We start from the raw sequence: 22,596 nt of genomic DNA on the forward strand, positions 1-22,596 counted from the left end.
GGCTCCCCTCCGGCGCCGCCCGGCGGCCCCGGCTCAGTTCTGCTGCGGCAGCAGCAGGACCTCCGGCACCTCCAGCACGCCGATCTGGTCGCCGATCTGCCGCGCGAACTCCCGCAGGCCCGCCAGCTGGCGCTCGCCCAGCGAGAAGTCCAGCGTCGTGAAGTAGTCCTCCAGCTGCGCCGCCGGGAACTGCTCCCAGCGCTCGACCTGGCGCGCCACCTTGTCGACGTGTTCCAGCGAGATGTCGCGGGAGCGCAGGAAGCCCTGGTGCACCTCGTGGACGATGTCCGGGCAGCGCTCCAGGTACTCCTTGCGGACCGCCCAGACCGCGAACACCATCGGCAGGCCGGTCCAGTCCTTCCAGGCCTGGCCCAGGTCCAGCAGGTTGGTGCCGAGGCGGTTGGAGTCGTACAGCCAGGCGCGCAGCGCCGGGTCGCCGATGATCACGCCGGCGTCGCCCTCGCGGAGCATCAGCTCCAGGTCGGGGGCACAGTGGAAGTAGTCGGGGCGCACCCCGTACTTCTCGCGCAGGATGAGCTGGGCCAGCTGGACCGTGGTGCGGCTGGTGGAGCCCAGGGCCACGCGGGCGCCGTCCAGGGCCTCGAAGGGGACCTTGCTGACCAGGTTGCAGCTGGTCACCGGGCCGTCGCTGCCGACCGCGACGTCGGGCAGGACCACCAGGTCCTCGGCGTTGCGCAGGTACTCGACCAGGCTGATCGGGCCGATGTCCAGGTCGCCGGCCACCAGCATGTTCGACAGCACGTCAGGGCTCTGCTTGATCAGCTCCATGTCGAGGATCGCGCCGGAGTTGACCAGGCCCCAGTAGATGGGCAGGCAGTTGAGGAACTGGATGTGCCCGACGCGGGGTCGCCGCCGGCACTGGGAGAGGTGCGCTTCAAGCCGCGCGTCGGAGAGTTCGTCCACGGGGTTCAGGTTACGACCGCGTGATCAGGAGTCCAGTGCCGGGGCACTCGGACTAATGCGGCGAGCCGGACACGCGCCCCCCGGCACGCCGCGCCCGCCGTGTCAGTCCTCGTCCTCCATGGCCGCGTTCTCCTCGAACCGCCCGGCCAGGCGCTCGGTACGCCGGGTCACCTGCACGGACATCGCGTCGCGCTGGCGGGAGAGCAGGAAGAAGGACGCCACGCCGGAGACCAGCAGCGCGCCCATCATCAGGTAGAGCACGCCGTTGCCGGTCACGATGTGCCCGGTCGCCGCGACGGCGCCCCACAGCACCGCCAGCGACAGCAGGAAGATCCCGATGCGCAGCGTCGCGTAGCGCATCGTGGCGTGCTTGCCCTGCGCCGCCGCGGCGCCGGCCGCCAGGACCTCGGACTCGGTCGGCTCGTCGGCGACGGCCGGGTCGACGGTGGTCGTGCCGGCGGCGTCCGCCGCCTCCTTCAGCCCGGCCTTGTCAGCCGTCTTGTTGTCGGCAGACATCCGCCGACTCCTTCCATCGGTATGAGAGACCAGCCACGGGCGGGGTCTACAGGCTCATCGCCATGTGGATCTCGTCCCGGTAGTCGTCCGCACCGACCCGCAACATGCGCGGGATGCGGCCGACCTCGGTGTATCCGCACTTGCTGTAGAAGTGTTCCAGCCCGAGCCCGCCGCGGCAGGTGAGGTGGAGCATTTCGACACCGTCGAGGGTACGCGCCACCCGCTCGGCCTCCCGCAGCAGTTCCACCCCGTAGCCCCGGCCCTGGTGCTTCGGGTCCACGGCCACGGTCTTGAGCAGGCGCGCGTGGTCCTTGAGCGGGAACCGGTGGTCCACCAGGACCAGGAACGCGACCGGCTCCCCGTCCTGGAAGCCGACCAGGAACAGGTCCCGCCCGACCGCGAAGGACCTGAACGCCTCGGCGTCCACGCTCTCCCGCTCCACCGGGGCGACGTAGCCGATGGCGCCGCCGGCGTTGGTGGCGTCGGTCCAGATGTCGACGAGCCGCGCGCGCAGGGCGTCGTCGATCTCGGGGAGGGTCCGGAAGGTCAGCGCCACGACGATCGCGCCCCGCTCAGCGCTCGACGGCGTCGGCACGCCGGGCCCGGCGCAGGCCCACGGCGACGTTCAGCACCGTGGCCGCGACCACGATCAGCGCCGCGCCGGCCACCTCGGACGGCACCACCGGCTCCGACCGGCTCAGCAGCAGCGCGCCGCCGGCCACCGCGAACAGGCCGACGGCCAGCACGCGCAGCTCGGCGGCCAGGCTGAAGGGACGGCGGGGACGATCACGGAAGTTCACAAGATAGGACTATGCGGCACGGGTTGGCCGATTCCCAAATCTGTGCCGCCGCTTCCCAAATCATTCCCGGACCCCGGGCGCGCCCCTGACAGCACGCGAGCGGCGCACCCCGAAGGAAGTGCGCCGCCCGTGATCGTCCGATCCCGCCGAGTGATCGAACCAGACCGCTGTGCTCAGAACGTCATCAGCTGCGGCTCTTCCCGCCGCCCGAGCTCCGGCCCCTCGTACTCGCGGATGACCTCGTAGCGCGTGTTGCGCTCCACCGGCGTGAAGCCGGCGTCGCGGATCAGGTCCAGCAGGTCGTCGCGGGTCATCTTGTTCGGGGTGCCGAAGTCGTCCGCGTCGTGGGTGATCTTGTACTCCACCACGGAGCCGTCCAGGTCGTCGGCGCCGTAGTTGAGCGCCAGCTGCGCGGTGGACAGGCCGTGCATGACCCAGAAGCACTTCACGTGGTCGAAGTTGTCCAGCAGCAGGCGGGACACCGCGAAGGTCTTCAACGCCTCCACGCCGGTGGCCATCGGCTGGTTCATCAGCCGGTTGCGGACCTTGCCGTCCTTGCTGTCGTGGAAGTCGTGCTGGAAGCGCAGCGGGATGAAGACCGCGAAGCCGCCGGTCTCGTCCTGGAGCTCGCGCAGCCGCAGCACGTGGTCCACCCGGTGGCGCGGCTCCTCGATGTGGCCGTAGAGCATGGTGGCCGGGGTGCGCAGGCCCTTGGCGTGTGCCAGGCGGTGGATCCGGGACCAGTCCTCCCAGTGCGTGGCGTGGTCCACGATCTGCGAGCGGATCTCCTCGTCGAAGATCTCCGCGCCGCCGCCGGTCAGCGACTCCAGGCCGGCCTCGATCAGCTCGTCGAGGATCTCATCGGCGCCCAGGCCGGAGATCTTCTCGAACCAGTGGATCTCGGTGGCGGTGAAGGCCTTGATCGACACCCCGGGGAGCACGGCCTTCAGCTCGCTGATCGACTTCGGGTAGTAGCGCCACGGCAGCGTGGGGTGCAGGCCGTTCACGATGTGCAGCTCGGTGATGCCGTCCGGCTCCATGTCCTTGGCCAGGCGGACGGCTTCCTCAATGCGCATCGTGTACGCGTCCTTCTCCCCCGGCTTGCGCTGGAAGGAGCAGTACGCGCAGGAGGCCGAACAGACGTTCGTCATGTTCAGGTGCCGGTTGACGTTGAAGAAGACCTTGTCGCCGTTCTTCCGGGTCCGCACCTCGTGCGCGAGCTCGCCGAGCCAGGCCACCTCATCGGTGTCGTACAGCGCCACGCCGTCCTCGAAGGACAGCCGCGAGCCGGCGCGGACCTTCTCCTCGATCTCGCGCTTGAGCCCGGCGTCCATGGCCTCACCTTTTCCGTCCGACGTCGTCCTGATCACACAGCAGAGTACGGCAGGCTTCCGTAACGACCTCGTCTGGATTGCGTGATCACGTTGCGGTCCGGCGCCCGGACAGCGGATAGTCGTCATCATGTCCGAAACACCCTCCAGACGAGCCACCGGCCGACCCCACCCCGGAGACGACCGGGGTGCCCGCGGGCAATACGACGGCTACGACCGCCAACCCGCAGGTCGGGGCTATGACGACGGGTACGGGCAGCAACCACGGCCACGCTCCGGCGGCCAGCCCCGGCCGACCGGCTACGGCGAGGAACTCCCGGCCGCCCCCGGGCCGGCCCGGGGGCGCGGCGGCAGCCGCGGCAGGGGGCCCGCGCAGGACGGCTACGAGCGCTACGACGGGGACGAGGGCCTGCGCGACCCGCGCGGGGCCCGTGACGGCCGTGACGGCTACGACGACGACTATGACGACGCCCCGCCGCGCGGCGGCTCCCGGCGGGCCGCTCCGGCCCGCTCCGGCGGCGCACGCCGCGCGGGCGGCGGCAGCGGCGGCGGTGCCGCGGCGGCGGCCGGCGGACCGGCGCTCCCCCTGGGTCCGCGCATCGGCACGGCCTTCGCCATCGGCGCGATCCCGTCCCTGCTGATCGCCTTCGCCTGCGGCGCCGCCTCCAGCGGCGGCTCCTCGCGCTCGATCGCGGGCATCACGCTGAACTCGCAGCTGCTGTCCCTGTCCGCGCTGGCGATCCCGGCGATGATCCTGATCATCGGCGGGCTGCTGCGCTGGCGCCGGCTCAACCCGCTGGGGCTGACCTGGGGCTTCACCGTGGTGGCCGGGCTGAGCTGGCTGGCCCTGCTGTTCGCCGCGCAGATGGAGAAGGTGATCCCGCACCTGACCCCGCTGCTGACCGTGCCGCTGGTGACCGGCGCCGCGGTGGCCGCCGCGGCCTACCTGACCGACGAGAACACCACGGCGACCGGGCGCTACGCCTGCCTGGCCGCGGTGATCGCCTCGCACATCGGCATCGTGGCGATCGTGGTGACGATCGTGCTGGCCTGAGCGCCACCCGGACGGCCGCGACGAAGGCCGCGCCGGACGATTCGCTTCCGAATCGTCCGGCGCGGCCTTCTCCGCGTCCGGCGGGGCCTACTTGGTGTCTTCTTCCTCCAGCTCGGCCAGCGGCATCGGCCGGTCCTCCCACTTGGTCGACAGCGCGACCGTGGTCCGGGTCCGGGCCACGCCGCGGATCCGGGTGAGGCGCCCGATGATGCGCTCCAGGTCCTCCGGGTGCCCGGCGCGCACCTTCAGCAGGAAGGACTCCTCGCCGGCGACGAAGAAGCAGTCCTCGATCTCCGGCACGTCGCGCAGCCGCCAGGCGACGTCGTCCAGTTCGGCGGAGTCCGACAGCAGGATGCCGATCATCGCCGTCACGTTCAGGCCCAGCTGCTCGGGGGCGACCATCGCCCGGTAGCCGGTGATGACGCCGTTGCCCTCCAGCCGGTTGATCCGGTCGGTCACCGACGGCCCGGACAGACTGACCAGGCGTCCCAGCTCTGCGTACGACATGCGGCCGTTGGTCCGCAGCGCGTCGATCAAGGCGCGGTCCACCGCGTCCATGCTTCCTGATCACCTCATCCGCATCGATGGACGCACCCGCGGGGCGTCCGCAACACCTGCGTGCGAGCGTATCGGCTCCCCGGGCGACCCCGGCCCCCGCGCGGGGCCGTCCGGGGACGCCGGTCGCCCCCTGTTGACGATCTGTGACCGTGTTCACCTTCAAACAATTGGACACAAGGCGTCGAACCCCTTAGAATCTAAGGCGTAGAACAGATTAGGCCCAAGGGATCAAAGGAGTCAACGATGAACTTCGCCCCCTACGAGCTGCAGGCCGCGAACCACCGCCTGAACGACCTGCGCAAGCAGGCGGCCAAGGCCCGGCTGGCGCGCACCGCGAAGGCCTCTCGCAAGGCCTGACCTGCGGCGACACCAATCGGTGCGGCTTCACACCATTCCCAGTACCACCTCTTAGAGCTCCGGCCGCCGGTCGCGTTCGATCAACTCCCCCCCGTGATCGAACGCTCGACCATACGCGCTGATCCAACACCCCCCCGGGATCGGCGCTCGGGTGATCGGCGGCCGGGAACCACGGGAGCGCCCCTCCAGTCCGTCCCCCCGGGACTGGAAAGGGCGCTCCTTTGCCGTGCGCTCCGATGTCTGCCCGCGGGCTCAGCCCTCCGGCGCGAACAGCCGCTGGAACGAGAAGGCGTGCGGCGTGGGACCGTGCTCGCGGAAGTGCGCCAGCCGGTCGTGCGCCTCCTGGATCGCCGGGATGGTGCCGGCCGGGATCCACCACATCGTCGCGGTGGCCTCCGGCAGCTTCTGGAAGAACTCCTTGCGGCGCGCCAGGAGCGTGCGGTGCTCCCCGGAGAAGGCGAAGGCGCGCAGCGCCTCCACGGACTCCCAGACGGTCAGGTTGACGAACATCTCGGGGTCGCCGGGCCAGGCCACGTCGGTGGCGCCGAGCTCGGGATCGCTGCCCTCCAGCAGCCAGACGAACCCGGGCATCGCTCTGCCCTGGTCGTTGACGCGGGACAGGTTCTTGGTGAAGTCCTCGATCGCCGGGTCGTCCAGCGGCGCGACGAGCCGGCCGATGTTCAGCTGGGCCAGGTGGAAGCCCTCGAAAGGGCCCAGAAGAGCGTCGGGAGTGTCCATGGGCGCAGGCTACTCAGAGGGCTCACGTCTGTGTGGTCTCAGCTTCATGCGGCCTCAGCTCTATGCGGCCTCAGCGCGCCGAGCCCAGATCGCCGCGCCAGCGCTGGAAGAGCGTGTGCGGGACGCCGAGCACGTCCAGGATCTTGCCCGCCACGAAGTCCACCAGCTGCTGCACGTCCTTGAGCCCGGCGTAGAACCCCGGCGCCGCGGGCAGCACCACGGCCCCGGCCTCGTCCAGCTCGACCATGTGCCGCAGCGTGCCGCGGTTCAGCGGCGTCTCCCGCACGCAGACCACGACCGGCCGCCGCTCCTTGAGGTTCACGTCGGCGGCCCGCTGCAGCAGGTCCTTGGACAGCCCCAGGGCGATCCCGGCAACCGCCGCGGTCGAGGCCGGCACCACCACCATCCCCTTGGCCGGGTAGCTCCCGGAGGACGGCCCGGCGGCGAAGTCGCCGGCGGGCCAGTACCGCACCGCGTCCAGCCGCGGGTCCTCCGGCGCCCACCCGAGCCACTCGGCCAGGTCCTGCCGCCAGTGCCCGTCCCGGAACGAGACCCCGGTCTCGTCCAGGATGGTCAGCCGCGCCGCCCGGCTCACCACCAGGTCCACCGCCTCCCCGGCGTCGAGGAGCGCGCGGAGGGTGGCGGCGGCGTAGGGCGTGCCGGAGGCGCCGGAGACGCCGACGATCCAGGGGGTGCGGGAAGCGGTCACCGATCCATTGTCCGTCAGGTCGGCAGGCGGTCAGACATCAAGGATCCGGCGGAGCACGAACTTGATCCGCTCGATTTCGGAATCGGCCAGGACGCCGCGATGCGGACCCACGATCCGCCCTCGCGACAGCGCCTCGACCTGATCGCACATGGCGAAACCGGCCCGGCCGTCCAGCTCGACGCGGGGATGGAACGGCAGCCCGCGGTCCGTACTCGTGCACGGCACGACCAGCATCAGTCCGTTCGGGAGGGCGCAGGCGAACTGTGAGCCGACGACGATCGCCGGACGCCGACCAGCCTGCTCCCCGCCCGCCTGCGGATCGAAGTTCATCCACCACACCGACCATGGTGTGACGACTGGGCTCATCCGTGAACCTCGACGCCGACTTCGGCGAGAGTCTCGGCTTCGGCCCGCATCTCGGCGAGTTGTTCAGGCGTGAGCCGGGCCAGAGCCGCGAACGACTCGTGCTCGAACAGCAGCATCTCCAGTGCGCTGTCAAGGCTCGCGCCGTTCAGCTCCGACGACGCTATGGCGGCCAGCCTGTCCCGGTTCCGCGTGGTGATCTTCATCGTCGTCGTCGTCATACCGCGGGTATACCCGAGGTAGACGCTTCTACGCCCGCTCAGGCCCCCAGCCCGCCCACGATCAGGTCCACCAGCGCGAAGCAGAACAGCGAGATCCCCACGAACCCGTTGGTCGTGAAGAAGGCCCGGTTCACCTTCGACAGGTCGTCCGGCTTCACCAGCGAGTGCTCGTACCAGAACGCCGCCGCGACCACGGCGATGCCGGTCCACCAGAACGCGCCGCCGTGCGCGACCACGCCGAACCAGACCAGCAGGCCGAGGGTGATCACGTGGGTGGCGATCGAGGCGCGCAGCGCCGCGGCGATGCCGAACCGGGCCGGGACCGACTTCACGCCGATCACCCGGTCGGCCGCGACGTCCTGGCAGGCGAAGATCAGGTCGAAGCCGCCGATCCAGAAGCCGACCGCCAGGCCCAGCAGCGTCGCCTGCCACGACCAGTGGCCGGTCACGCCGATCCAGGCGCCCATCGGGCCGATCGCCTGCGCGATGCCGAGGATGGCGTGCGGGTAGTTCGTGAACCGCTTGCCGTAGGGGTACAGGACCAGCGGGACCACGGCCACCGGGGCCAGGAAGAGCGAGAGCCGGTTCAGCGAGGCGGCGGCGGCCAGGAAGACGGCCAGGGCCGCGAAGGCGCCCAGGTACGCCGTCTTCACCGACACCGCGCCGGTCACCAGCTCGCGCATCTGCGTGCGCGGGTTCCGGGCGTCGATCTCGCGGTCGATGATGCGGTTCATCGCCATGGCGAAGGTGCGGGCGCCGACCATCGCGACGGTGATCAGCAGGAGCTTCGCCCAGTTCACGTGGCCGGTGGTCTCCGACATCGCCCACAGTGCGCTGATGTAGGCGAAGGGCAGGGCGAACACCGAGTGCTCGATCAGCACCAGGCGCAGGAAGGCGCGGGTGCCGCCGACGACGCCCCGGGCGGTCTCGGGGGCCTCGTTGACCTCCCGGGTGGTGCCGGTGGGTTCCGCGGGTTCCACAGGGGACGCAGACGGTAGAGCTGCGGACATCAGAAGCCGTACTCCTTCCAGCGGCGGTCGACCTTCGCCGCGGTCATCGGGTCGGAGGTGATCATCTCCGGCCAACCGCGGTGATAGCCCTCCTCGGGAAGCTTACGGGTTGCGTCGATTCCCGCCTTTCCACCGTAGAACTGCTGATAGGAAGCGTGGTCCAGGTGGTCGACGACCCCCTCGACCACAGTGAGGTCGCGGGAGTAGTCGACGTTGCCGAAGGCCCGCCACGCCACCTCGGCGTAGTCGTGGACGTCGCAGTCGCCGTCCACGACGATGATCAGCTTGGTCAGGGACATCAGGTGCGCGCCCCAGATGGCGTGCATCACCTTCTGCGCGTGCTTCGGGTACCGCTTGTCGATCGAGACGATCGCGCAGTTGTGGAACCCGCCGGCCTCGGGCAGCGCGTAGTCCACCAGGTCCGGGATGATGATCTTCAGCAGCGGCAGGAAGAACCGCTCGGTCGCCCGGCCCAGCGGGCCGTCCTCGGTCGGCGGCCGGCCGACCACGATCGACTGGAGCATCGGCGCCTGGCGCATGGTCATCGCGGTCACGGTCAGCGCCGGGAACGGCTCGACCGGCGTGTAGAAGCCGGTATGGTCGCCGAACGGACCCTCCGGCAGCGTCACGCCGGGCTCCAGCCAGCCCTCCAGCACCACCTCGGCGTTGGCCGGCACCTGGAGCGGGACCGTCTTGCAGTCCACCAGCTCGACGCGCTTGCCCTGGACGAAGCCGGCGAACAGGTACTCGTCGATGTCCGAGGGCAGCGGCGCGGTGGCGGCGTAGGTGACCGCCGGCGGGCAGCCGAAGGCGACCGCGACCGGCAGCCGCTCGCCGCGGCGCTGCGCGACCGCGTAGTGGTTGGTGGAGTCCTTGTGGATCTGCCAGTGCATCGAGATGGTGCGCTTGTCCTGGCGCTGAAGCCGGTACAGGCCCAGGTTCCGGCCGCCGGTCTCGGGGTGCTTGGTGTGCGTCAGGCCCAGGTTGAAGAACGAGCCGCCGTCGTCCGGCCAGGTGTGCAGGGCCGGCAGCAGGTCCAGGTCGACGTCGTCGCCGGTGAGCACGACCTCCTGCACCGGGGCCTTCTTCACGTGCTTGGGCGGCACGGACTTCAGCTGCGCGGCCTTGCCCAGCGCGTCGCGCAGGCCGGAGACGCCGTGCGGCAGCTCGGGCTTGAGCAGGTCGCCGATGCGCTCGCCGATCTCGTCCAGGTTCTTCAGGCCCAGCGCCAGGCACAGGCGCTCCTCGGTGCCGAAGACGTTCATGGCCAGCGGGATCGGCGTGCCGTCGGGGGTCCGCGCGCCGCGCACGTTCTCAAACAACAACGCGCTGTTTGCGTGGTGGTCCTCCCGCGGAGCCTTCTGCACCCGGTCGGTGATCTCTCCGACCTCCAGGTGCGGGTCGACCTCCGCGCGGACACGCTTGAGCTGTCCCCGCTTTTCGAGGGCCTTCAGGAAGGAGCGCAGATCGTCGTAGGCCATGGTGACCAGTATGTGTCAGAGGTGGGAAGACCCCCGTACCGGTCCCGCAGTGAACACTTGACCGTTACTGTTGAACATGGATAACCCACGACTTCCCGGGAGGGTGGGCGTTGCTCCGTTTCGTCGTCCAGTGGCTGGTGCCGATCGCACTGGCGATCTTTGCCTGGGTCGACTGCCTGCTCACTCCGCGCCCCTGGGTCCGCTTCCTGCCCAAGGTGGTCTGGGCGGTGCTGATCGCGGTGCCGTACGTCGGCGCGCTGCTGTGGATCTTCGGTGGCCGGACCGCGCAGCCGCGCGATCCCCGGCGGCGGGCCACGGACAGCCATCCCGGGCTGCTCAGTTCGCTGGGGCGCGGCGGGACGCACCAGGCGCGGCCGCGGATCGTCGACACGCCGGGCCGCAGGAGCCGGACCGGGACGGCGCCGAGCACCTGGACGGTGGCGCCGGATGACGACCCGGAATTCCTGCGGCGGCTCGGCGAGCAGCTGAAGAAGGACCGGCCGGAGGGCTGAGGGCCAGGGCTAAGGGCCAGGGCTAAGGGCCGGCGCCCGCCGACCCTCGCAGAAGCCCTTCTCGCCGCAGCCCTACTCGCCGCAGCCCTACTCGCCGCAGCCCTCCTCCTCACCGAAGGCTGCTCAGTCCGCCGAGGACTGCATTGTGAAGCCGAACATGTGCCGGTCCATCGTGAACACCGGGTCCGCGTAGGACTGCGGGAAGTCCTCGAAGCTCTCGCCGACCGCCTCGACCAGGTACTCGGCGACCGGCTCGGCCAGCCCGAACCGGCGGGTGGACCAGCGGGCCCAGGCCAAGGCGGTCGGTTCCAGGAGCTCCAGCTGGGCGTCGTCGGCGTTCACCCGGGCCGGGATCAGGACGTTGATCAGGGTGTCGAACTTCTCCGGGCCGTACAGCGGCGGATCGCCGGCGAACTCGGTGAGGCCGAGACGGGCGAACACCTCGCCCCACTCCCGGACGATGGCCGCGTGCGGGAGGTCGCGCACCTCGTCGGAGGACGTGAACTCGTCCAGCAGCGGCGGCAGGTCGTCCAGGTCGTAGCCGAAGTCGGCGCCGCCGGGCAGTTCCGCGGGCTCGGGCAGGACCGCCAGGCGGGAGAGCATCAGGGCGCGCAGGGCCGCGAAGTCGTCGCCCTCGTCCTCCTCCTCGTCCTCGTCGTCGACGAGGTCGGCGCGGTAGCCGTGCGGCTCGTTCTCGCCGACCAGGGCGTCCAGCTCGGCGAAGGCCTCCTCGACCGCCTCGGTCTGCAGACGGGGGTCCGCCTCGAGATCCTCGTCGAGCTGCTCGAGCTGGTCCAGGCCCTCGTCGTCGTCCTCGTCCTCGTACTCCTCGTCGTCGTCCTCGTCGACCAGGGTCTCGCGGACCGCCGGCTCCAGCCGGCGCCGCAGTTCGCCGGCCTCCAGCCGGTCCAGGGAGAAGACACCGTCGGGGCCCTCGGAGAACTCGGCGCGGATCTCCGCCAGGATGTCGGGCAGGTCCGCCGGGTCGACGAGCAGGACCTCCACCACGGTGCCCTGGGCGTTGTTGGCCACCGTCGCGGTGAAGGCGTAGCGGTCCTTGCCCCGCTTGAAGGCCGCGATCAGCAGTTCCCCGTCGGCGAACACGTCGGAGACCGACCAGGCCTCCAGGAACTCCACCTGCTGCAGGGCCGCGCCGTACCAGTCCGGGCGCCTGACGCCCTTCTGGACCAGCCGCTCCGAGGCCTCGGCGGCGCGGGCCGCGACCTCCGGGGAGGCCACCGACGCCAGGGCGCACAGCACTGCCTGCGTCCGGGGCGAACCGACCAGCTCCAGGACCTCGACCAGGCCGAGCTCGGCGCCCTCGGGCTCGTCGTCCTGCTGCAGCGCCGCGGTCCACAGCCCGCCCAGGAAGGCCGAGGCCCACAGTTCGGCGTCCAGCGGGGTGCGGACCGTCCGCGGATCGCCGTAGACCTCGTCCAGGGCGTCGAAGAGCTGCCCGAACTCCGGGGGCAGCTCCGGCTGCCGGGACGGCGAGGGCGGATGCGCCCGCCGGTTCGGCGCACCGGGACGCGAGGAGTGGTGGGGCTGACGACGCGGCTTGGGTCTCACCTACTCATGCTCTCAGATCACGGAAGCCCGGATGTGGGCAATCCCCGACACAGGCCACCACAGAGCGCGCCGGCAACCCATTCGGATGGAGGTGGCCTTTGCGGAAGCCGCCGAACATCAGGGACAGCAGCAGCATGGCGACCAGAAAGATCAGGGCGAACCATAAACACCCGGGCGTCCCGTACCGACGTTCTCGCCGTTCATAACGCTCCTCGCGTCTCTTTGCGCGTCCACGGGTAACGGCCATAGGTCATAAGATAACTGTGATAGGGGGTGCCTGTGGCGGCCAAGGTCGAGCCTTCCGGAGAAGGCTCCAAGAACGAGACTCGCATCATCGTCCGCACCCAGGGTGGCGGACTGCGTTCAACCCTTTTGCGCTGGGGCCTGGGCGGTGTCGTCGTCGTGGTGCTGCTCGCGGTCCTCGGATCCCTCACGAACTTGATCCACTTCAGCAACCCGTTCGGCGAGACGACCACCACCCGCAGCGGACCAGTGCTTTTGAAGTCCATCACCGAACTCAAGCGGTTCGAGGCGGCCAGCGGCGAGTTCCAGGTCGTGGTCGAGGTCCAGAACTCCTCGTGGCTGCCGTCGTTCCTGGCCGGCAGCGACACGTTCTTCCTCGGCGACGGCACCGTGGACGCCTTCGTGGACTTCAGCAACCTGGACGCGAATCATGTGAAGGTGTCCCCCGATCGGCTATCGGCGACCATCACGCTGCCCAAGCCGGTGCTGGACCCGACCGCGCTGGACGTGCACAAGTCGTACGTGATCGGCCAACAGCAGGGCGTCTTCGACCGGCTCTTCAACAGCGATCCGAACCAGGTGCAGCCGCTGCTGGTGGAGGCCACCAAGCAGATCGACGGCGCGGCCGCGAAGAGCTCCCTGGTGTCGGTCGCCGAGAAGGACACCAAGCAGATGCTGCAGAGCCTGCTGACGTCGCTGGGATTCACCGGCACGGTCACGGTGAACTTCTCGTAGGAACAGCGAGAACGAAGCGGCGCCGGGCGATCCGCCCGGCGCCGCTCCACGTTCGCGCGGCTACTTCACCCCGGCGTAGGAGTGCAGGCCGTTCACGAAGATCGACACCACGAAGTAGTTGAAGATGAAGCAGCCGTAGCCCAGCAGCGCGATGATCCCGGCGCCGCGGCCCTTCCAGCCGCGCGTGGCGCGCGCGTGCAGGTAGGCGGCGTAGACGACCCACGTGATGAAGGCCCACGTCTCGGTCGGGTCCCAGCCCCAGTAGCGGCCCCAGGCCCGCTCGGCCCAGATCGAGCCGGCGATGACGGTGAAGGTCCACACCGGGAAGGAGAACGCCAGGATCCGGTAGGCGGTGAGGTCCAGCTTCATCGCCGAGGGCACGCGCTTCCACATCGAGTTCGGCTTCGCGGTGCCCAGCTTCGCCTTGGTCTCGTAGTTCGTCTTGAACAGGTACAGGACCGTGGCGACCGTGGCGACGGTGAACATGCCCGAGCACAGCACCGCGGCGGCCACGTGCACGACCAGCCACGGCGAGTGCAGCGCCGGGACCAGCTGCTCGGCGTCCTTGTACAGGACCTCCATGGCCAGGCCGAGGATCGCGACGATCACGCCGGTGACGAACACCCCGAGCCAGCGCGCGTTCTTGCGGAAGAGCAGTCCGACGTACAGCGCCATCGCGACGGCGGAGCCGGCGATCGTGAACTCGTACAGGTTGCCCCACGGCACGCGGTGCGCGGCCAGGCCGCGGCAGACCACGCCGATCACGTGCAGCACGAAACCCAGCACCGTGGTGCTGACCGCGATGCCGCCCGCGGTGATGGCGCGCACGTTGCCGCCGTCGATGGCCGGGTTCGGCTCGTCGGCGTCCGCCCGGTCGTCCAGATCGTCCAGATCGTCCAGGCCGTCGAAATCGTCCGGCACGGTGCTCTTGCCGCCGGCCCCGACCAGCACCGCGGCCTGCGCCGGAACCTTCGCGGCCTTCTCCACCACGAACGACGACGACCGCCCGAACACCCACTCCGCGGTGTAGGCGAAGAACGCGATGAGGTACACGAACATCGCGCCGTAGATGGCGTAGTTCGAGAACCTCGCCAGGGACTCGTTGATCACTTCCGGACTCCCGCCTTCGGAGGACGCAGGCTTCTGCCCACGCCCCGCACTTCGTCCCGCAACCGCGCGTCCTCGGCCCGCGCCAGCCCCGCCACCTCGACCCGCACCGCGTTCTGGCCCTGGCCGGACTTCTCCTCGGCGGGCCGGACCCGCACGAACACCCGGCGCCGCCGTATCCCCAGCGACCCGAGCAGCCCGACGATGATGCCGATGGCCGAGACGAAGACCAGCATCTTCGACGGGTCGTGGTTGAGGTCGAACTGCGCCCACTGCCGCACGCCGTCGAACTCGATGCTCCCGGTGCCGTCGGGCAGCTGGACCGTGTTCTTGCCCTTGTCCAGGGTGAGGATCACCGACGGGTTCGTCGGGTCCTGCGCGTTCGGCAGCTTCACCCGCTGCGCGTTGGTCACGTCCATCGTGTACACGCCCGGGTTCGGCCCGAGTTCGCCGGAGTACGCGCTCAGCACCAGCGCCGGGTTCGAGGCGGTCGGGAACAGGGAGACCGCGCCCATGCCGGGGACCATCTCGCCGGGGTAGTCCGGGATGAAGATGCCCGAGAGCCCCAGCTGCTGCGGGCTGCCGTACTTGTCGATGTAGCCGTTCTTGACCTTGTAGATCCCCGAGCCCAGGCCCATCGCGCCGGAGTCGAAGAACTCCACCGGCTGGTGGTCGACGATCACCTTGCCGGTCTTGTCCCGGACCGTGATGATCGGCGAGTAGCCGTGGCTGCTCAGGTAGATGTTGACGCCGTCGACGCTCAGCGGGCTGTTCTCCTTCAGCGTCGCCTTCTTCTTCGGCGCCGTGGGCGAGGAGTTGTAGGTGACGTCGGCCGTGAAGGAGCGGGCCTGACCGTAGTCCGGGGCGTCGTGGTTGGGCTCGTAGGTCGCGGTGAACTTGTCCAGGGTCAGCCCGAACGGCGGCAGCTTGTCGGGGTCGACGCCGCCGCCGAAGGTGTGGTCGTCGTAGTTCATCGAGATGTTCGTGAACCCGTCGCCCTCGGTGATGACGACCTTGCCCTGGTAGCCGAAGTAGCCCTTGACCGCGAACCCGGCCAGGATGCCCACCAGCGACAGGTGGAAGACCAGGTTGCCGGCCTCGCGCAGGTAGCCCTTCTCCCCCGAGACCCACCCGCCGCCGTCGGCGTCCGTCCCCCGCACCACGCGGAAGCGCTTCTTCTTCAGCTCCGCTTCCGCGGCACCGAGCTTGTCCTCGACGGAGGTGCCCGAGGTGTCGTTCCAGCGGAAGTGGGCCGGCATGCGCGCCAGGTTGCGCGGCGCGGCCGGCGGCGGCTTGCGCAGCACCTTGAGATGCTGAGCGGTGCGCGGCAGGATGCAGCCGATCAGCGAGACGAACAGCAGCAGGTAGATCGCGGAGAACCACGCCGACTTGTAGACGGTGAAGAACTGCAGGTGGTCCAGCAGCGGACCGAGCGTCTTGTGCTTGGCGATCCAGTCGACCACCAGCGACGGGTCGGTGTTGGCACTGCGCTGCGGCAGCAGCGACCCGGGGATGGCCGCCAGCGACAACAGGAACAGCAGGATCAACGCCACGCGCATGGACGTCAGCTGCCGCCACGCCCAGCGCAGCATCTCCAGCGAGCTCAGCCTGGGCACAGTGACGGCACCGCCGCCGGTGCCGCCGGCGTCGTCCTCCCGCGGCGCCGTGGTCAGGCTGTCCGCGTCCATCTCGGGCACTTCTGTGGGCGATGCCATTCGATAACGTCTCGTTCTGCCTAGATCGGGGACTGGAACCCGGGAGTCTGGCCCTGGAGCCAGGTCACCAGGTGGTCCCACTGCCCGGTCACCAATAGGACGCCGATCAGCACGAGCATGCCGCCGCCGATCCGCATCACGGCCTGGTAGTGGCGCTTCACATAGCCGAACGCCCCCATCGCTTTGCGGAACGCGATCGCGGTGAGGACGAACGGAAGACCCAGCCCCAGACAGTACGCCACTCCGATGAGAACCGAACGACTGGCGTTCCCGGAGTCGATGGACAGCGAGGAGACCGCCGACAGCGTCGGGCCCAGGCACGGCGTCCAGCCCAACCCGAACAGGATCCCGAGCAGCGGCGCGCCGGCCAGGCCCACCCGCGGGTCGGTGTGGAACCGGGCCTCGCGGTTGAACACCCGGCTGATCACACCGGGCAGGACGCCGGCGAAGGACAGGCCCATCAGGACCGTGAGGCTCCCCAGCACGATCTGGATGGTGCGCTTGTTCTCCAGCATGAACGGCGCGCTCCAGCCGGCCAGCGCCTGGATCAGCACGAACACGATGCTGAAGCCCAGGACGAACAGCAGCGCGCCGGCGGTCATCCGGCCGCGCCGGGCCCGCGCCGCCTCGTCGAGCGTCTGGTTGCCCAGATCGACACCGGTGAGTCCGGTCACATACGACAGGTAGCCCGGCACCAGCGGCAGCACGCACGGCGACATGAACGAGATGAGCCCGGCCGCCAGCGCGATCGGCACGGCGACCAGGAAGCTGCCGTACTCCACCCGCGACTCGGTGGAGGTGTAGCTGGAGGCCAGGTGCGTGAGGACGGCGGCGGTGGCACTCATAGCCGGGGGCTCACTTGCCCGACAGGACGGTGTCGAGCGCCGCGGACAGGTCGGCGTAGTTCACCGGGCGCAGCGCGCGCCAGGCCAGGTCGCCGTTCTTGTCGATGATCAGCGTCGAGGGGACCGAGCCCAGCGAGGTGATCCCGGCCAGCTTGGTCAGCAGCGTCTCGTTGCCGTCGTCGACCAGGTTCGGGTAGCTGATCTGCTTGGCCTTGACGAACGCCTGGGCCTGGGCGGTGTTGTCACGGGTGTCGATGCCGACGAACTGCACGCCCTTGGCCTGGTACGCCTCGTTGGCGTGCTCCAGGTACGGCGCCTCGGCCTGGCACGGGTCGCACCAGGATCCCCAGATGTTCACGACCATGACCCTGCCCTTGAAGGAGGCCATGTCGAGCTTGGAGCCGTCGAGCGTGCTCCCGGAGAGCATGGGGAACGCCTTGCGGTCCTTGACGGAGAACGCGGCGGCGGTGCCCAGGCCGTCCTTGTTCTTCGGGCTCGACCCGCCACAGGCGGCCAGGCCGAGGGCCAGTGCGGCGGCCGTCATCGCCGCCGTCACGACGACCGACCTGCGTGTTCCATCCGTCCTGCGCAGCATGTGAAAAGTTTCGCATGAGCGTCGTACGGGCTTGCGGCAGGGTCCCCGAATCGGACGAAGCGTCGCGCTCCGCCCATGCCGGGAGACCCTGCGCAGCGCCGCCGGGCTACGCCCCGGCGACGAACTTCTTCGTGTTCTTCACCGGCAGCAGATCCTTGGCCGGCTCGCTGTACCGGACCCCGGTGATCCGGCCGTCGGTGATCTCGAAGGAGGTCAGCGAGGCCAGCGTGCACTCGCGCTTGCGCGGGTCGTGGAAGAAGGAGCGGTTCTCGGCGGCCAGCCGGCTGATCCAGATCGGCAGCTGGTGGCTGACCAGGACCACCTCGTGGCCCAGGGCGAGCGAGGCGGCGTCGATCAGCGCCGCGTGCATCCGCGTGACCTGCTCCTTGTACGGCTCGCCCCAGGACGGCTTGAACGGGTTCCACAGCTTGAACCAGACCGCCGGGCGCTTGAGCACGCCGTCGCCGACCGAGAACTTCTTGCCCTCGAAGAAGTTCGCCGCCTCGATCAGCCGCTCGTCGGTGCCGACCGTCAGGTCGTGCCGGGCCGCGATCGGCGCCGCGGTCTCCTGCGCGCGCTGCAGCGGCGAGGCGACGACCGCCTTGACGTCGTGGCCGGCCAGGTGGTCGGCGACCCGCTCGGCCATCTTCTGCCCGAGGTCGGACAGGCGGAAGCCGGGCAGGCGGCCGTAGAGGATGCCGTCGGGGTTGTAGACCTCGCCGTGGCGCATCAGGTGGACGGTCGTCGTGGTCGAGGCCATCTTCGTGGCTTTTCCTCTCGGGGACTGGATATGGGGACGGTCAGGACTTCTCGGCCGCGGCGGCGGCCCGGGCGGCGTACGGCAGCGCCTCGGCGACCGCCTCGAGCGCCGCCTCGTCGTGCGCCGCGGAGACGAACCAGGCCTCGAAGGAACTCGGCGGCAGGTACACGCCGCGGTTCAGCATCGCGTGGAAGAACTCCGCGTAGGCCTTCGTGTCCTGCTTCTTGGCGTCCTCGTAGTTCCGCACCGGCTCGCCGGTGAAGAAGACCGAGAACATGGTGCCGGCGAACTGGACGGTGTGCGGGACGCCCTCCTTGGCCAGCGCCTCGGAGGCCAGGTCGGCGATGCGGTGCGCGGTGGCGTCCAGGTGGCTGTAGACGTCGGGGGTGCAGTGGCGCAGCGTGGCCAGGCCCGCGGCGGTGGCGACCGGGTTCCCGGACAGGGTGCCGGCCTGGTAGACCGGGCCGACCGGGGCCAGGTGGCCCATGACGTCGGCCCGCCCGCCGAACGCCGCCGCCGGGAAACCGCCGCCCATGACCTTGCCGAAGGTCATCAGGTCCGGCACCACGCCGTCGATGCCGTACATGCCCTCGCGCGAGGCCCGGAAGCCGGTCATCACCTCGTCGGAGATGAACAGCGCGCCGTGCTCGCGGCAGATGTCGGCCAGGAACTGGTTGAAGCCCGGCTGCGGCGGGACGATGCCCATGTTGCCCGGCGCGGCCTCGGTGATCAGGCAGGCGATCTCGCCGCCGTGCGCCTGGAACGCGGCCGTGACCGCCTCGACGTCGTTGTAGGGCAGCACGATCGTGTCGCCGGCCTGCGCCCCGGTGACCCCGGGGGTGTCCGGCAGCGCGAACGTGGCGACCCCGGAGCCGGCCGCGGCCAGCAGCGAGTCGACGTGGCCGTGGTAGCAGCCGGCGAACTTCACGATCTTGGTCCGCCCGGTGAACCCGCGGGCCAGCCGGATCGCGCTCATCGTCGCCTCGGTCCCGGAGGACACCAGCCGCACCTGCTGCAGCGGCGCGATCCGGGCGACCATCTCCTCGGCGAGCTCGACCTCGCCGGCCGACGGCGCACCGTAGCTGGCACCGCTCTGCAGCGCCTTGACAGCCGCCTCCGTCACCGCGGGGTGGTTGTGACCCAGGATCAAAGGACCCCAGGAGCAGACCATGTCGACGTACCGGTTGCCGTCGACATCGGTCAGGTACGCACCGTCGCCGGAGGCCATGAACCGCGGCGTCCCCCCGACCGCGCCGAACGCCCGCACCGGGGAGTTCACCCCGCCCGGCGTCACCGCCCGGGCCCGGTCGAACAGGTGCTGGGACTGGGTCTCGGGGGGCTCGTACGGATGCGCGCTCATGCCGCCATGCTCTCAGATCCGGAAGCCGCGGCCGCTATCGCGGTGGCCCCGCTCACTCGGGGGCGACCCGCATCGCGGTCACGGCCTCGACGAACGCCGCCGGCGGCCGGTAACCGTGGTCGCGGACGTAGTGGACGACCAGCGTCGGGGCGGTGAGCTGCCGGCCGTCGGCGGCGACCACGCGGATCTCGGCGCTGCCGAGGTACAGGACGCGGGTGCCGTAGACGGCGCGGTACTGGTAGTCGGCCTCGAAGAGGTGGCGGAAGCGGCAGCCGTGGACGCTGCGGGTGACGGCGACGGGGTGGTCGGCGACGAAGGTGACGAGGTTCTGCCAGAACACCGGATCGGGCTCCTCGTCGGCGGTCGGGAAGTCATGGCCTGGTTCGAGCCAGCCGACGGTGAGGAGTTCCACGCCGGCCGACACCGTGTCCGGGAGGTAGTCGTAGGGCGCCAGGTCGGGGTAGTACGTCATGGCGGGATGATGCCCGGATCAGCCCGTAGCCGTCTGCCGCGACGCGGCCACAGCCGCCACCGCCGCCACGATGAACGCCGGGAGCAGCAGGTAGGCGGTGTGGATGCCGACGCGGTCGGACAGGAATCCGAGCGCGAACGGGGCCGTGCCCACCGCGATGCCGCTGCCGAACATGTTCACCGCGCCGGCCAGTTCCGCCTCGCCGCCGGACATCTCGATGCCGCGGGCCGACAGCAGGGGGAACTGGAGTGACACGCCGAGGCCGGCGACCGCCAGGCCGCCGAACATGAGCACCGGATTCGGCGTGGCCCAGAAGAGGGCGAAGCCGACGAGGTTGGTGCCGAAGGCGGCGAAGATCAGGCGGTCGATCGGGACCCGCAGCGCCAGGCGGCCGCCGATCGCGCGGCCCAGGGCCATGCCCGCGACGACGGCTGTGACGCCGGTCGCCGCGACGCCCGCCGACAGGTGCGCGCGGTCTCGCAGGAGGGTCGCGCACCAGAGGGTGAGGCAGAACTCGATGGCCCCGGCGCAGACGCCCGCGACCTGGTTCAGCCAGAAGCGGCGTGGGAGGTCGCGGAAGGTCGCGGCGCGGGTGGCGGGAGGGTCGACGGCGGCGCGGGGCGGCGGCACGGTCGCGGACAGAGCGCTGGTCCCGGTGGTACCGCCAGACGAGCCGGCCACTTCGGCAGCGCGGGTCGCGGCGGCGTATTCGGCGAGTTGAACGGTCACGCCACCGGTCTCGGCGCCAGTACCGAACCGGCCGGCCGCCCCGCCGACCTCGTCCGCCGCACCGGCCGTGTCCACCATCCCGAGCCCATAAGCCTCAACGCCCTCGCCGACGGCCACCGACTCCGGCTCGTTCGCGCACCAATCCGGCTCGCGCACCCGCCCGAGCACCACGTACAGCAGCGCGCTCAGCGGGGCCACCGACAGCAGCGCCGTACGCCAGCCGAGCCCGGCCGCGTCCGCGCCGCCGACCGCCAGCGGCGCGGCGATGCCCACGAACGCCGCGACCGCGTTCGCCTCCGTGATCGCCGCCGGGCCGGTTTCGGGGCCGTGCGCCCGGGACAGGGCCGCGGGTACGGCTATGCACAGCAGGGAGCCGAAGATTCCGCAGATCACAGCCGCCGGAAGCGTTACCGTCAAAGACGGCACCGCGCAGAACAGACCCACCGACAGCGCCAGGCCGACCAGGCCCCACCACAGTGCGGGGCGGAAGCCGCCCGTGCGGCGGATGTACCAGGGCGCGCTGAGGCTGCCGACGGTGACGCCGGCGGCGTAGCAGGTGCTGTGCAGCCCGGCCACCCCCGCGGAGAGGTGGAGGTCGTCCTTGAGCAGGGCGATGGAGGGGCTGAAGGCGTAGAGGAAGAAGGCGAAGGCGCCGAGTTGGAGGTAGAGCAAGCGGGTCCAGCTGTCGTGCCGGACCCGCAGGACGGGCTCAGGAGGGGTGGCGCTCACATGTCACGCATCGCGGGTCAGCTTTCATCGACGGGCTCTTCCACTGCTGCTTCCACCACCGCGGGCTCAGTGGGCTCAGTGGGCTCTGTGGGCTCAGCGGCCTCGACGTCCGGGGATCCGGCGTCCGCGACCTCGGCCGCGGCCGCGGTCGCGTCCACCACCGCGGCGGCCGCCGCCTCGGCGGCCCGCGTCGCCTCGCCGGGCGCCGGCACCACCCGCTCGTTGAAGGTCACGGTGTCGTAGACGTACTCGTCGACCACCGGCTCCGACGTCGGGTGCGCGGCCGGGACCACGGCCGCCTCGGAGTGCGCGCCGCAGCCGAAGTCCAGGGAGACCACGCGGCCGTCGCTCGGGGCGATCTCGTTCGCGCACACGCCGAAGGCCTGGCCCAGCATCCCGGCCAGGGGCGCCAGGAATCCGCAGCCGGAGCAGCGGGCCGGGGCGGCCTGGGCCATCGGGGAGTGCGGGCCGAACTCGCCCTCGTGCCAGCGCTCGGCGGCCTCCTCGCGGCCCTCGCGGGAGAGCACGCGGGGGCGGCCCAGGCCCAGCTGGTAGGCGACCAGGGGCAGGGAGTCGCGGGTGATCTCGCGGTAGGGCCGCGGCTCCTCCTCGTCCTGGCCGGTGTAGGCCGGGACCAGGCGGGCGTCGTCCTCGGCGATCGGCAGAAGGTCGCCGGGGCCCAGGTCGCCCGGGCGCAGGCGCTCGCTCCACGGCACCCAGTCCGGGGCCAGGACCGACTCCCGGCCGGCGACCAGGACCGTCTCGTCCAGGGTGACGAACTTGGTGCGCGGGGCGCGGGTCACGGTCACGGCCCAGTTCCAGCCGCGGTAGCCGCGCTCCTTGCACTCGAACAGGTGGGTGACCACGCGGTCCCCCTCGGCGAGCATGCCGACGTGCCGGCCCACCTCGCCGATCCCGGCGACGTCCTCGGCCGCGGCCAGGGCCAGGTCGACCGCGTCGGCGCAGACCTGGTCGAGGACCGGCTGGCGTCCGCGCGGCCGGCTGTCTGTGGAGCGGGCTGGGGTGGCGGTCGCGGCGTTCACGCCTCGATTCTCCCCTATCCGGAGGTGTTCATGTGACAGCGGTTCGCCTGTTGGTGCATCCGGGCCGGTCCACCGGGGTCCCAAATGAATCACCGGCTCCCCACGTTCACTTTTTCCGGG

At 70.4% G+C, this 22,596-nt stretch carries 25 protein-coding genes; 3 read left to right on the forward strand and 22 right to left on the reverse strand.

Annotated elements, in window-relative coordinates; genetic code table 11:
- Positions 1 to 33 precede the first annotated feature (33 nt).
- From ABH926_RS02435 to mqnE, 5 genes are all read right to left on the reverse strand, one after another.
- Positions 34 to 924 (reverse strand): menaquinone biosynthetic enzyme MqnA/MqnD family protein, encoded by an 891-nt coding sequence (locus tag ABH926_RS02435; protein ID WP_370363569.1) that lies wholly within the window; start codon positions 922 to 924, stop codon positions 34 to 36.
- 102 nt (positions 925 to 1,026) lie between these two features.
- Positions 1,027 to 1,440 (reverse strand): DUF4229 domain-containing protein, encoded by a 414-nt coding sequence (locus tag ABH926_RS02440; RefSeq protein WP_370363570.1) that lies wholly within the window; start codon positions 1,438 to 1,440, stop codon positions 1,027 to 1,029.
- Between the two features lie 46 nt (positions 1,441 to 1,486).
- A complete protein-coding gene (locus tag ABH926_RS02445) occupies positions 1,487 to 2,035 on the reverse strand; it encodes an N-acetyltransferase family protein (RefSeq protein ID WP_370363571.1) in 549 nt (182 codons plus the stop codon).
- Positions 2,013 to 2,240 (reverse strand): hypothetical protein, encoded by a 228-nt coding sequence (locus tag ABH926_RS02450; RefSeq protein ID WP_370363572.1) that lies wholly within the window; start codon positions 2,238 to 2,240, stop codon positions 2,013 to 2,015. Before ABH926_RS02450 ends, ABH926_RS02445 begins: the two co-directional genes overlap by 23 nt.
- Before the next feature lie 173 nt (positions 2,241 to 2,413).
- Positions 2,414 to 3,574, reverse strand: coding sequence for an aminofutalosine synthase MqnE (gene mqnE, locus ABH926_RS02455; RefSeq protein WP_370363573.1), 1,161 nt, complete (start codon positions 3,572 to 3,574; stop codon positions 2,414 to 2,416).
- Positions 3,575 to 3,701: 127 nt separating this feature from the next.
- Between mqnE and ABH926_RS02460 the strand changes: the two genes are divergently transcribed.
- Positions 3,702 to 4,625 (forward strand): hypothetical protein, encoded by a 924-nt coding sequence (locus ABH926_RS02460; RefSeq protein WP_370363574.1) that lies wholly within the window; start codon positions 3,702 to 3,704, stop codon positions 4,623 to 4,625.
- Between the two features lie 87 nt (positions 4,626 to 4,712).
- On the opposite strand, the gene ABH926_RS02465 is transcribed toward ABH926_RS02460, so the two are convergent.
- The 7 genes from ABH926_RS02465 to ABH926_RS02495 form a co-directional block, all read right to left on the reverse strand.
- Entirely contained in the window at positions 4,713 to 5,183 is a 471-nt protein-coding gene (locus ABH926_RS02465; protein ID WP_370363575.1) for an Lrp/AsnC family transcriptional regulator, read from the reverse strand.
- Positions 5,184 to 5,792: 609 nt separating this feature from the next.
- Positions 5,793 to 6,278, reverse strand: coding sequence for a DUF3291 domain-containing protein (locus ABH926_RS02470; RefSeq protein ID WP_370363576.1), 486 nt, complete (start codon positions 6,276 to 6,278; stop codon positions 5,793 to 5,795).
- Between the two features lie 70 nt (positions 6,279 to 6,348).
- Positions 6,349 to 6,987 carry a UbiX family flavin prenyltransferase gene (locus ABH926_RS02475; RefSeq protein ID WP_370363577.1) on the reverse strand — a complete coding sequence of 213 codons (639 nt, stop codon included), beginning with the start codon at positions 6,985 to 6,987 and terminating at the stop codon, positions 6,349 to 6,351.
- 30 nt (positions 6,988 to 7,017) lie between these two features.
- The gene (locus ABH926_RS02480; protein WP_370363578.1) at positions 7,018 to 7,353 is read right to left on the reverse strand and encodes a type II toxin-antitoxin system PemK/MazF family toxin; all 336 of its coding nucleotides are present in this window, start codon (positions 7,351 to 7,353) and stop codon (positions 7,018 to 7,020) included.
- Positions 7,350 to 7,571, reverse strand: coding sequence for a hypothetical protein (locus ABH926_RS02485; protein ID WP_370363579.1), 222 nt, complete (start codon positions 7,569 to 7,571; stop codon positions 7,350 to 7,352). The genes ABH926_RS02480 and ABH926_RS02485 overlap by 4 nt, the downstream gene beginning before the upstream one ends.
- Positions 7,572 to 7,609: 38 nt before the next feature.
- Entirely contained in the window at positions 7,610 to 8,551 is a 942-nt protein-coding gene (mqnP, locus tag ABH926_RS02490; protein WP_370363580.1) for a menaquinone biosynthesis prenyltransferase MqnP, read from the reverse strand.
- Between the two features lie 29 nt (positions 8,552 to 8,580).
- On the reverse strand, positions 8,581 to 10,062 hold the full coding sequence (locus tag ABH926_RS02495; RefSeq protein ID WP_370363581.1) for a menaquinone biosynthesis decarboxylase: 1,482 nt from the start codon (positions 10,060 to 10,062) through the stop codon (positions 8,581 to 8,583).
- A 110-nt stretch (positions 10,063 to 10,172) separates the two neighbouring features.
- Between ABH926_RS02495 and ABH926_RS02500 the strand changes: the two genes are divergently transcribed.
- Positions 10,173 to 10,574: a PLDc N-terminal domain-containing protein gene (locus ABH926_RS02500; RefSeq protein ID WP_370363583.1), complete on the forward strand. Its 402-nt coding sequence runs from the start codon at positions 10,173 to 10,175 to the stop codon at positions 10,572 to 10,574.
- Positions 10,575 to 10,697: 123 nt separating this feature from the next.
- Here the strand turns inward: ABH926_RS02500 and ABH926_RS02505 are convergent, their stop codons facing one another.
- Positions 10,698 to 12,143 (reverse strand): hypothetical protein, encoded by a 1,446-nt coding sequence (locus tag ABH926_RS02505; RefSeq protein ID WP_370363584.1) that lies wholly within the window; start codon positions 12,141 to 12,143, stop codon positions 10,698 to 10,700.
- Between the two features lie 279 nt (positions 12,144 to 12,422).
- Between ABH926_RS02505 and ABH926_RS02510 the strand changes: the two genes are divergently transcribed.
- On the forward strand, positions 12,423 to 13,121 hold the full coding sequence (locus tag ABH926_RS02510) for a DUF4230 domain-containing protein (protein ID WP_370363585.1): 699 nt from the start codon (positions 12,423 to 12,425) through the stop codon (positions 13,119 to 13,121).
- Between the two features lie 60 nt (positions 13,122 to 13,181).
- Here ABH926_RS02510 and ccsB read toward each other — a convergent pair whose 3' ends face one another.
- The 9 genes from ccsB to ABH926_RS02555 all read right to left on the reverse strand — a co-directional run bounded on the left by ccsB (position 13,182) and on the right by ABH926_RS02555 (position 22,476).
- Entirely contained in the window at positions 13,182 to 14,180 is a 999-nt protein-coding gene (gene ccsB, locus ABH926_RS02515; RefSeq protein ID WP_370363818.1) for a c-type cytochrome biogenesis protein CcsB, read from the reverse strand.
- Between the two features lie 47 nt (positions 14,181 to 14,227).
- Entirely contained in the window at positions 14,228 to 15,943 is a 1,716-nt protein-coding gene (locus tag ABH926_RS02520) for a cytochrome c biogenesis protein ResB (RefSeq protein WP_370363586.1), read from the reverse strand.
- A 20-nt stretch (positions 15,944 to 15,963) separates the two neighbouring features.
- Positions 15,964 to 16,788 (reverse strand): cytochrome c biogenesis CcdA family protein, encoded by an 825-nt coding sequence (locus tag ABH926_RS02525; protein ID WP_370363587.1) that lies wholly within the window; start codon positions 16,786 to 16,788, stop codon positions 15,964 to 15,966.
- Positions 16,789 to 16,798: 10 nt separating this feature from the next.
- On the reverse strand, positions 16,799 to 17,383 hold the full coding sequence (locus ABH926_RS02530) for a TlpA family protein disulfide reductase (RefSeq protein ID WP_370363588.1): 585 nt from the start codon (positions 17,381 to 17,383) through the stop codon (positions 16,799 to 16,801).
- A 106-nt stretch (positions 17,384 to 17,489) separates the two neighbouring features.
- Positions 17,490 to 18,143, reverse strand: coding sequence for a histidine phosphatase family protein (locus tag ABH926_RS02535; protein WP_370363589.1), 654 nt, complete (start codon positions 18,141 to 18,143; stop codon positions 17,490 to 17,492).
- A gap of 40 nt (positions 18,144 to 18,183) precedes the next feature.
- Complete coding sequence (gene hemL / locus ABH926_RS02540) at positions 18,184 to 19,503, reverse strand: glutamate-1-semialdehyde 2,1-aminomutase (protein ID WP_370363590.1); 1,320 nt, start codon at positions 19,501 to 19,503, stop codon at positions 18,184 to 18,186.
- 52 nt (positions 19,504 to 19,555) lie between these two features.
- On the reverse strand, positions 19,556 to 19,975 hold the full coding sequence (locus tag ABH926_RS02545; RefSeq protein ID WP_370363591.1) for a hypothetical protein: 420 nt from the start codon (positions 19,973 to 19,975) through the stop codon (positions 19,556 to 19,558).
- Positions 19,976 to 19,993: 18 nt separating this feature from the next.
- Complete coding sequence (locus ABH926_RS02550) at positions 19,994 to 21,433, reverse strand: sugar MFS transporter (protein ID WP_370363592.1); 1,440 nt, start codon at positions 21,431 to 21,433, stop codon at positions 19,994 to 19,996.
- Positions 21,434 to 21,450: 17 nt separating this feature from the next.
- A complete protein-coding gene (locus ABH926_RS02555; protein ID WP_370363593.1) occupies positions 21,451 to 22,476 on the reverse strand; it encodes a DUF3027 domain-containing protein in 1,026 nt (341 codons plus the stop codon).
- Positions 22,477 to 22,596 lie beyond the last annotated feature (120 nt).

It is taken from the genome of Catenulispora sp. GP43 (assembly GCF_041260665.1).
Lineage (GTDB): Bacteria > Actinomycetota > Actinomycetes > Streptomycetales > Catenulisporaceae > Catenulispora.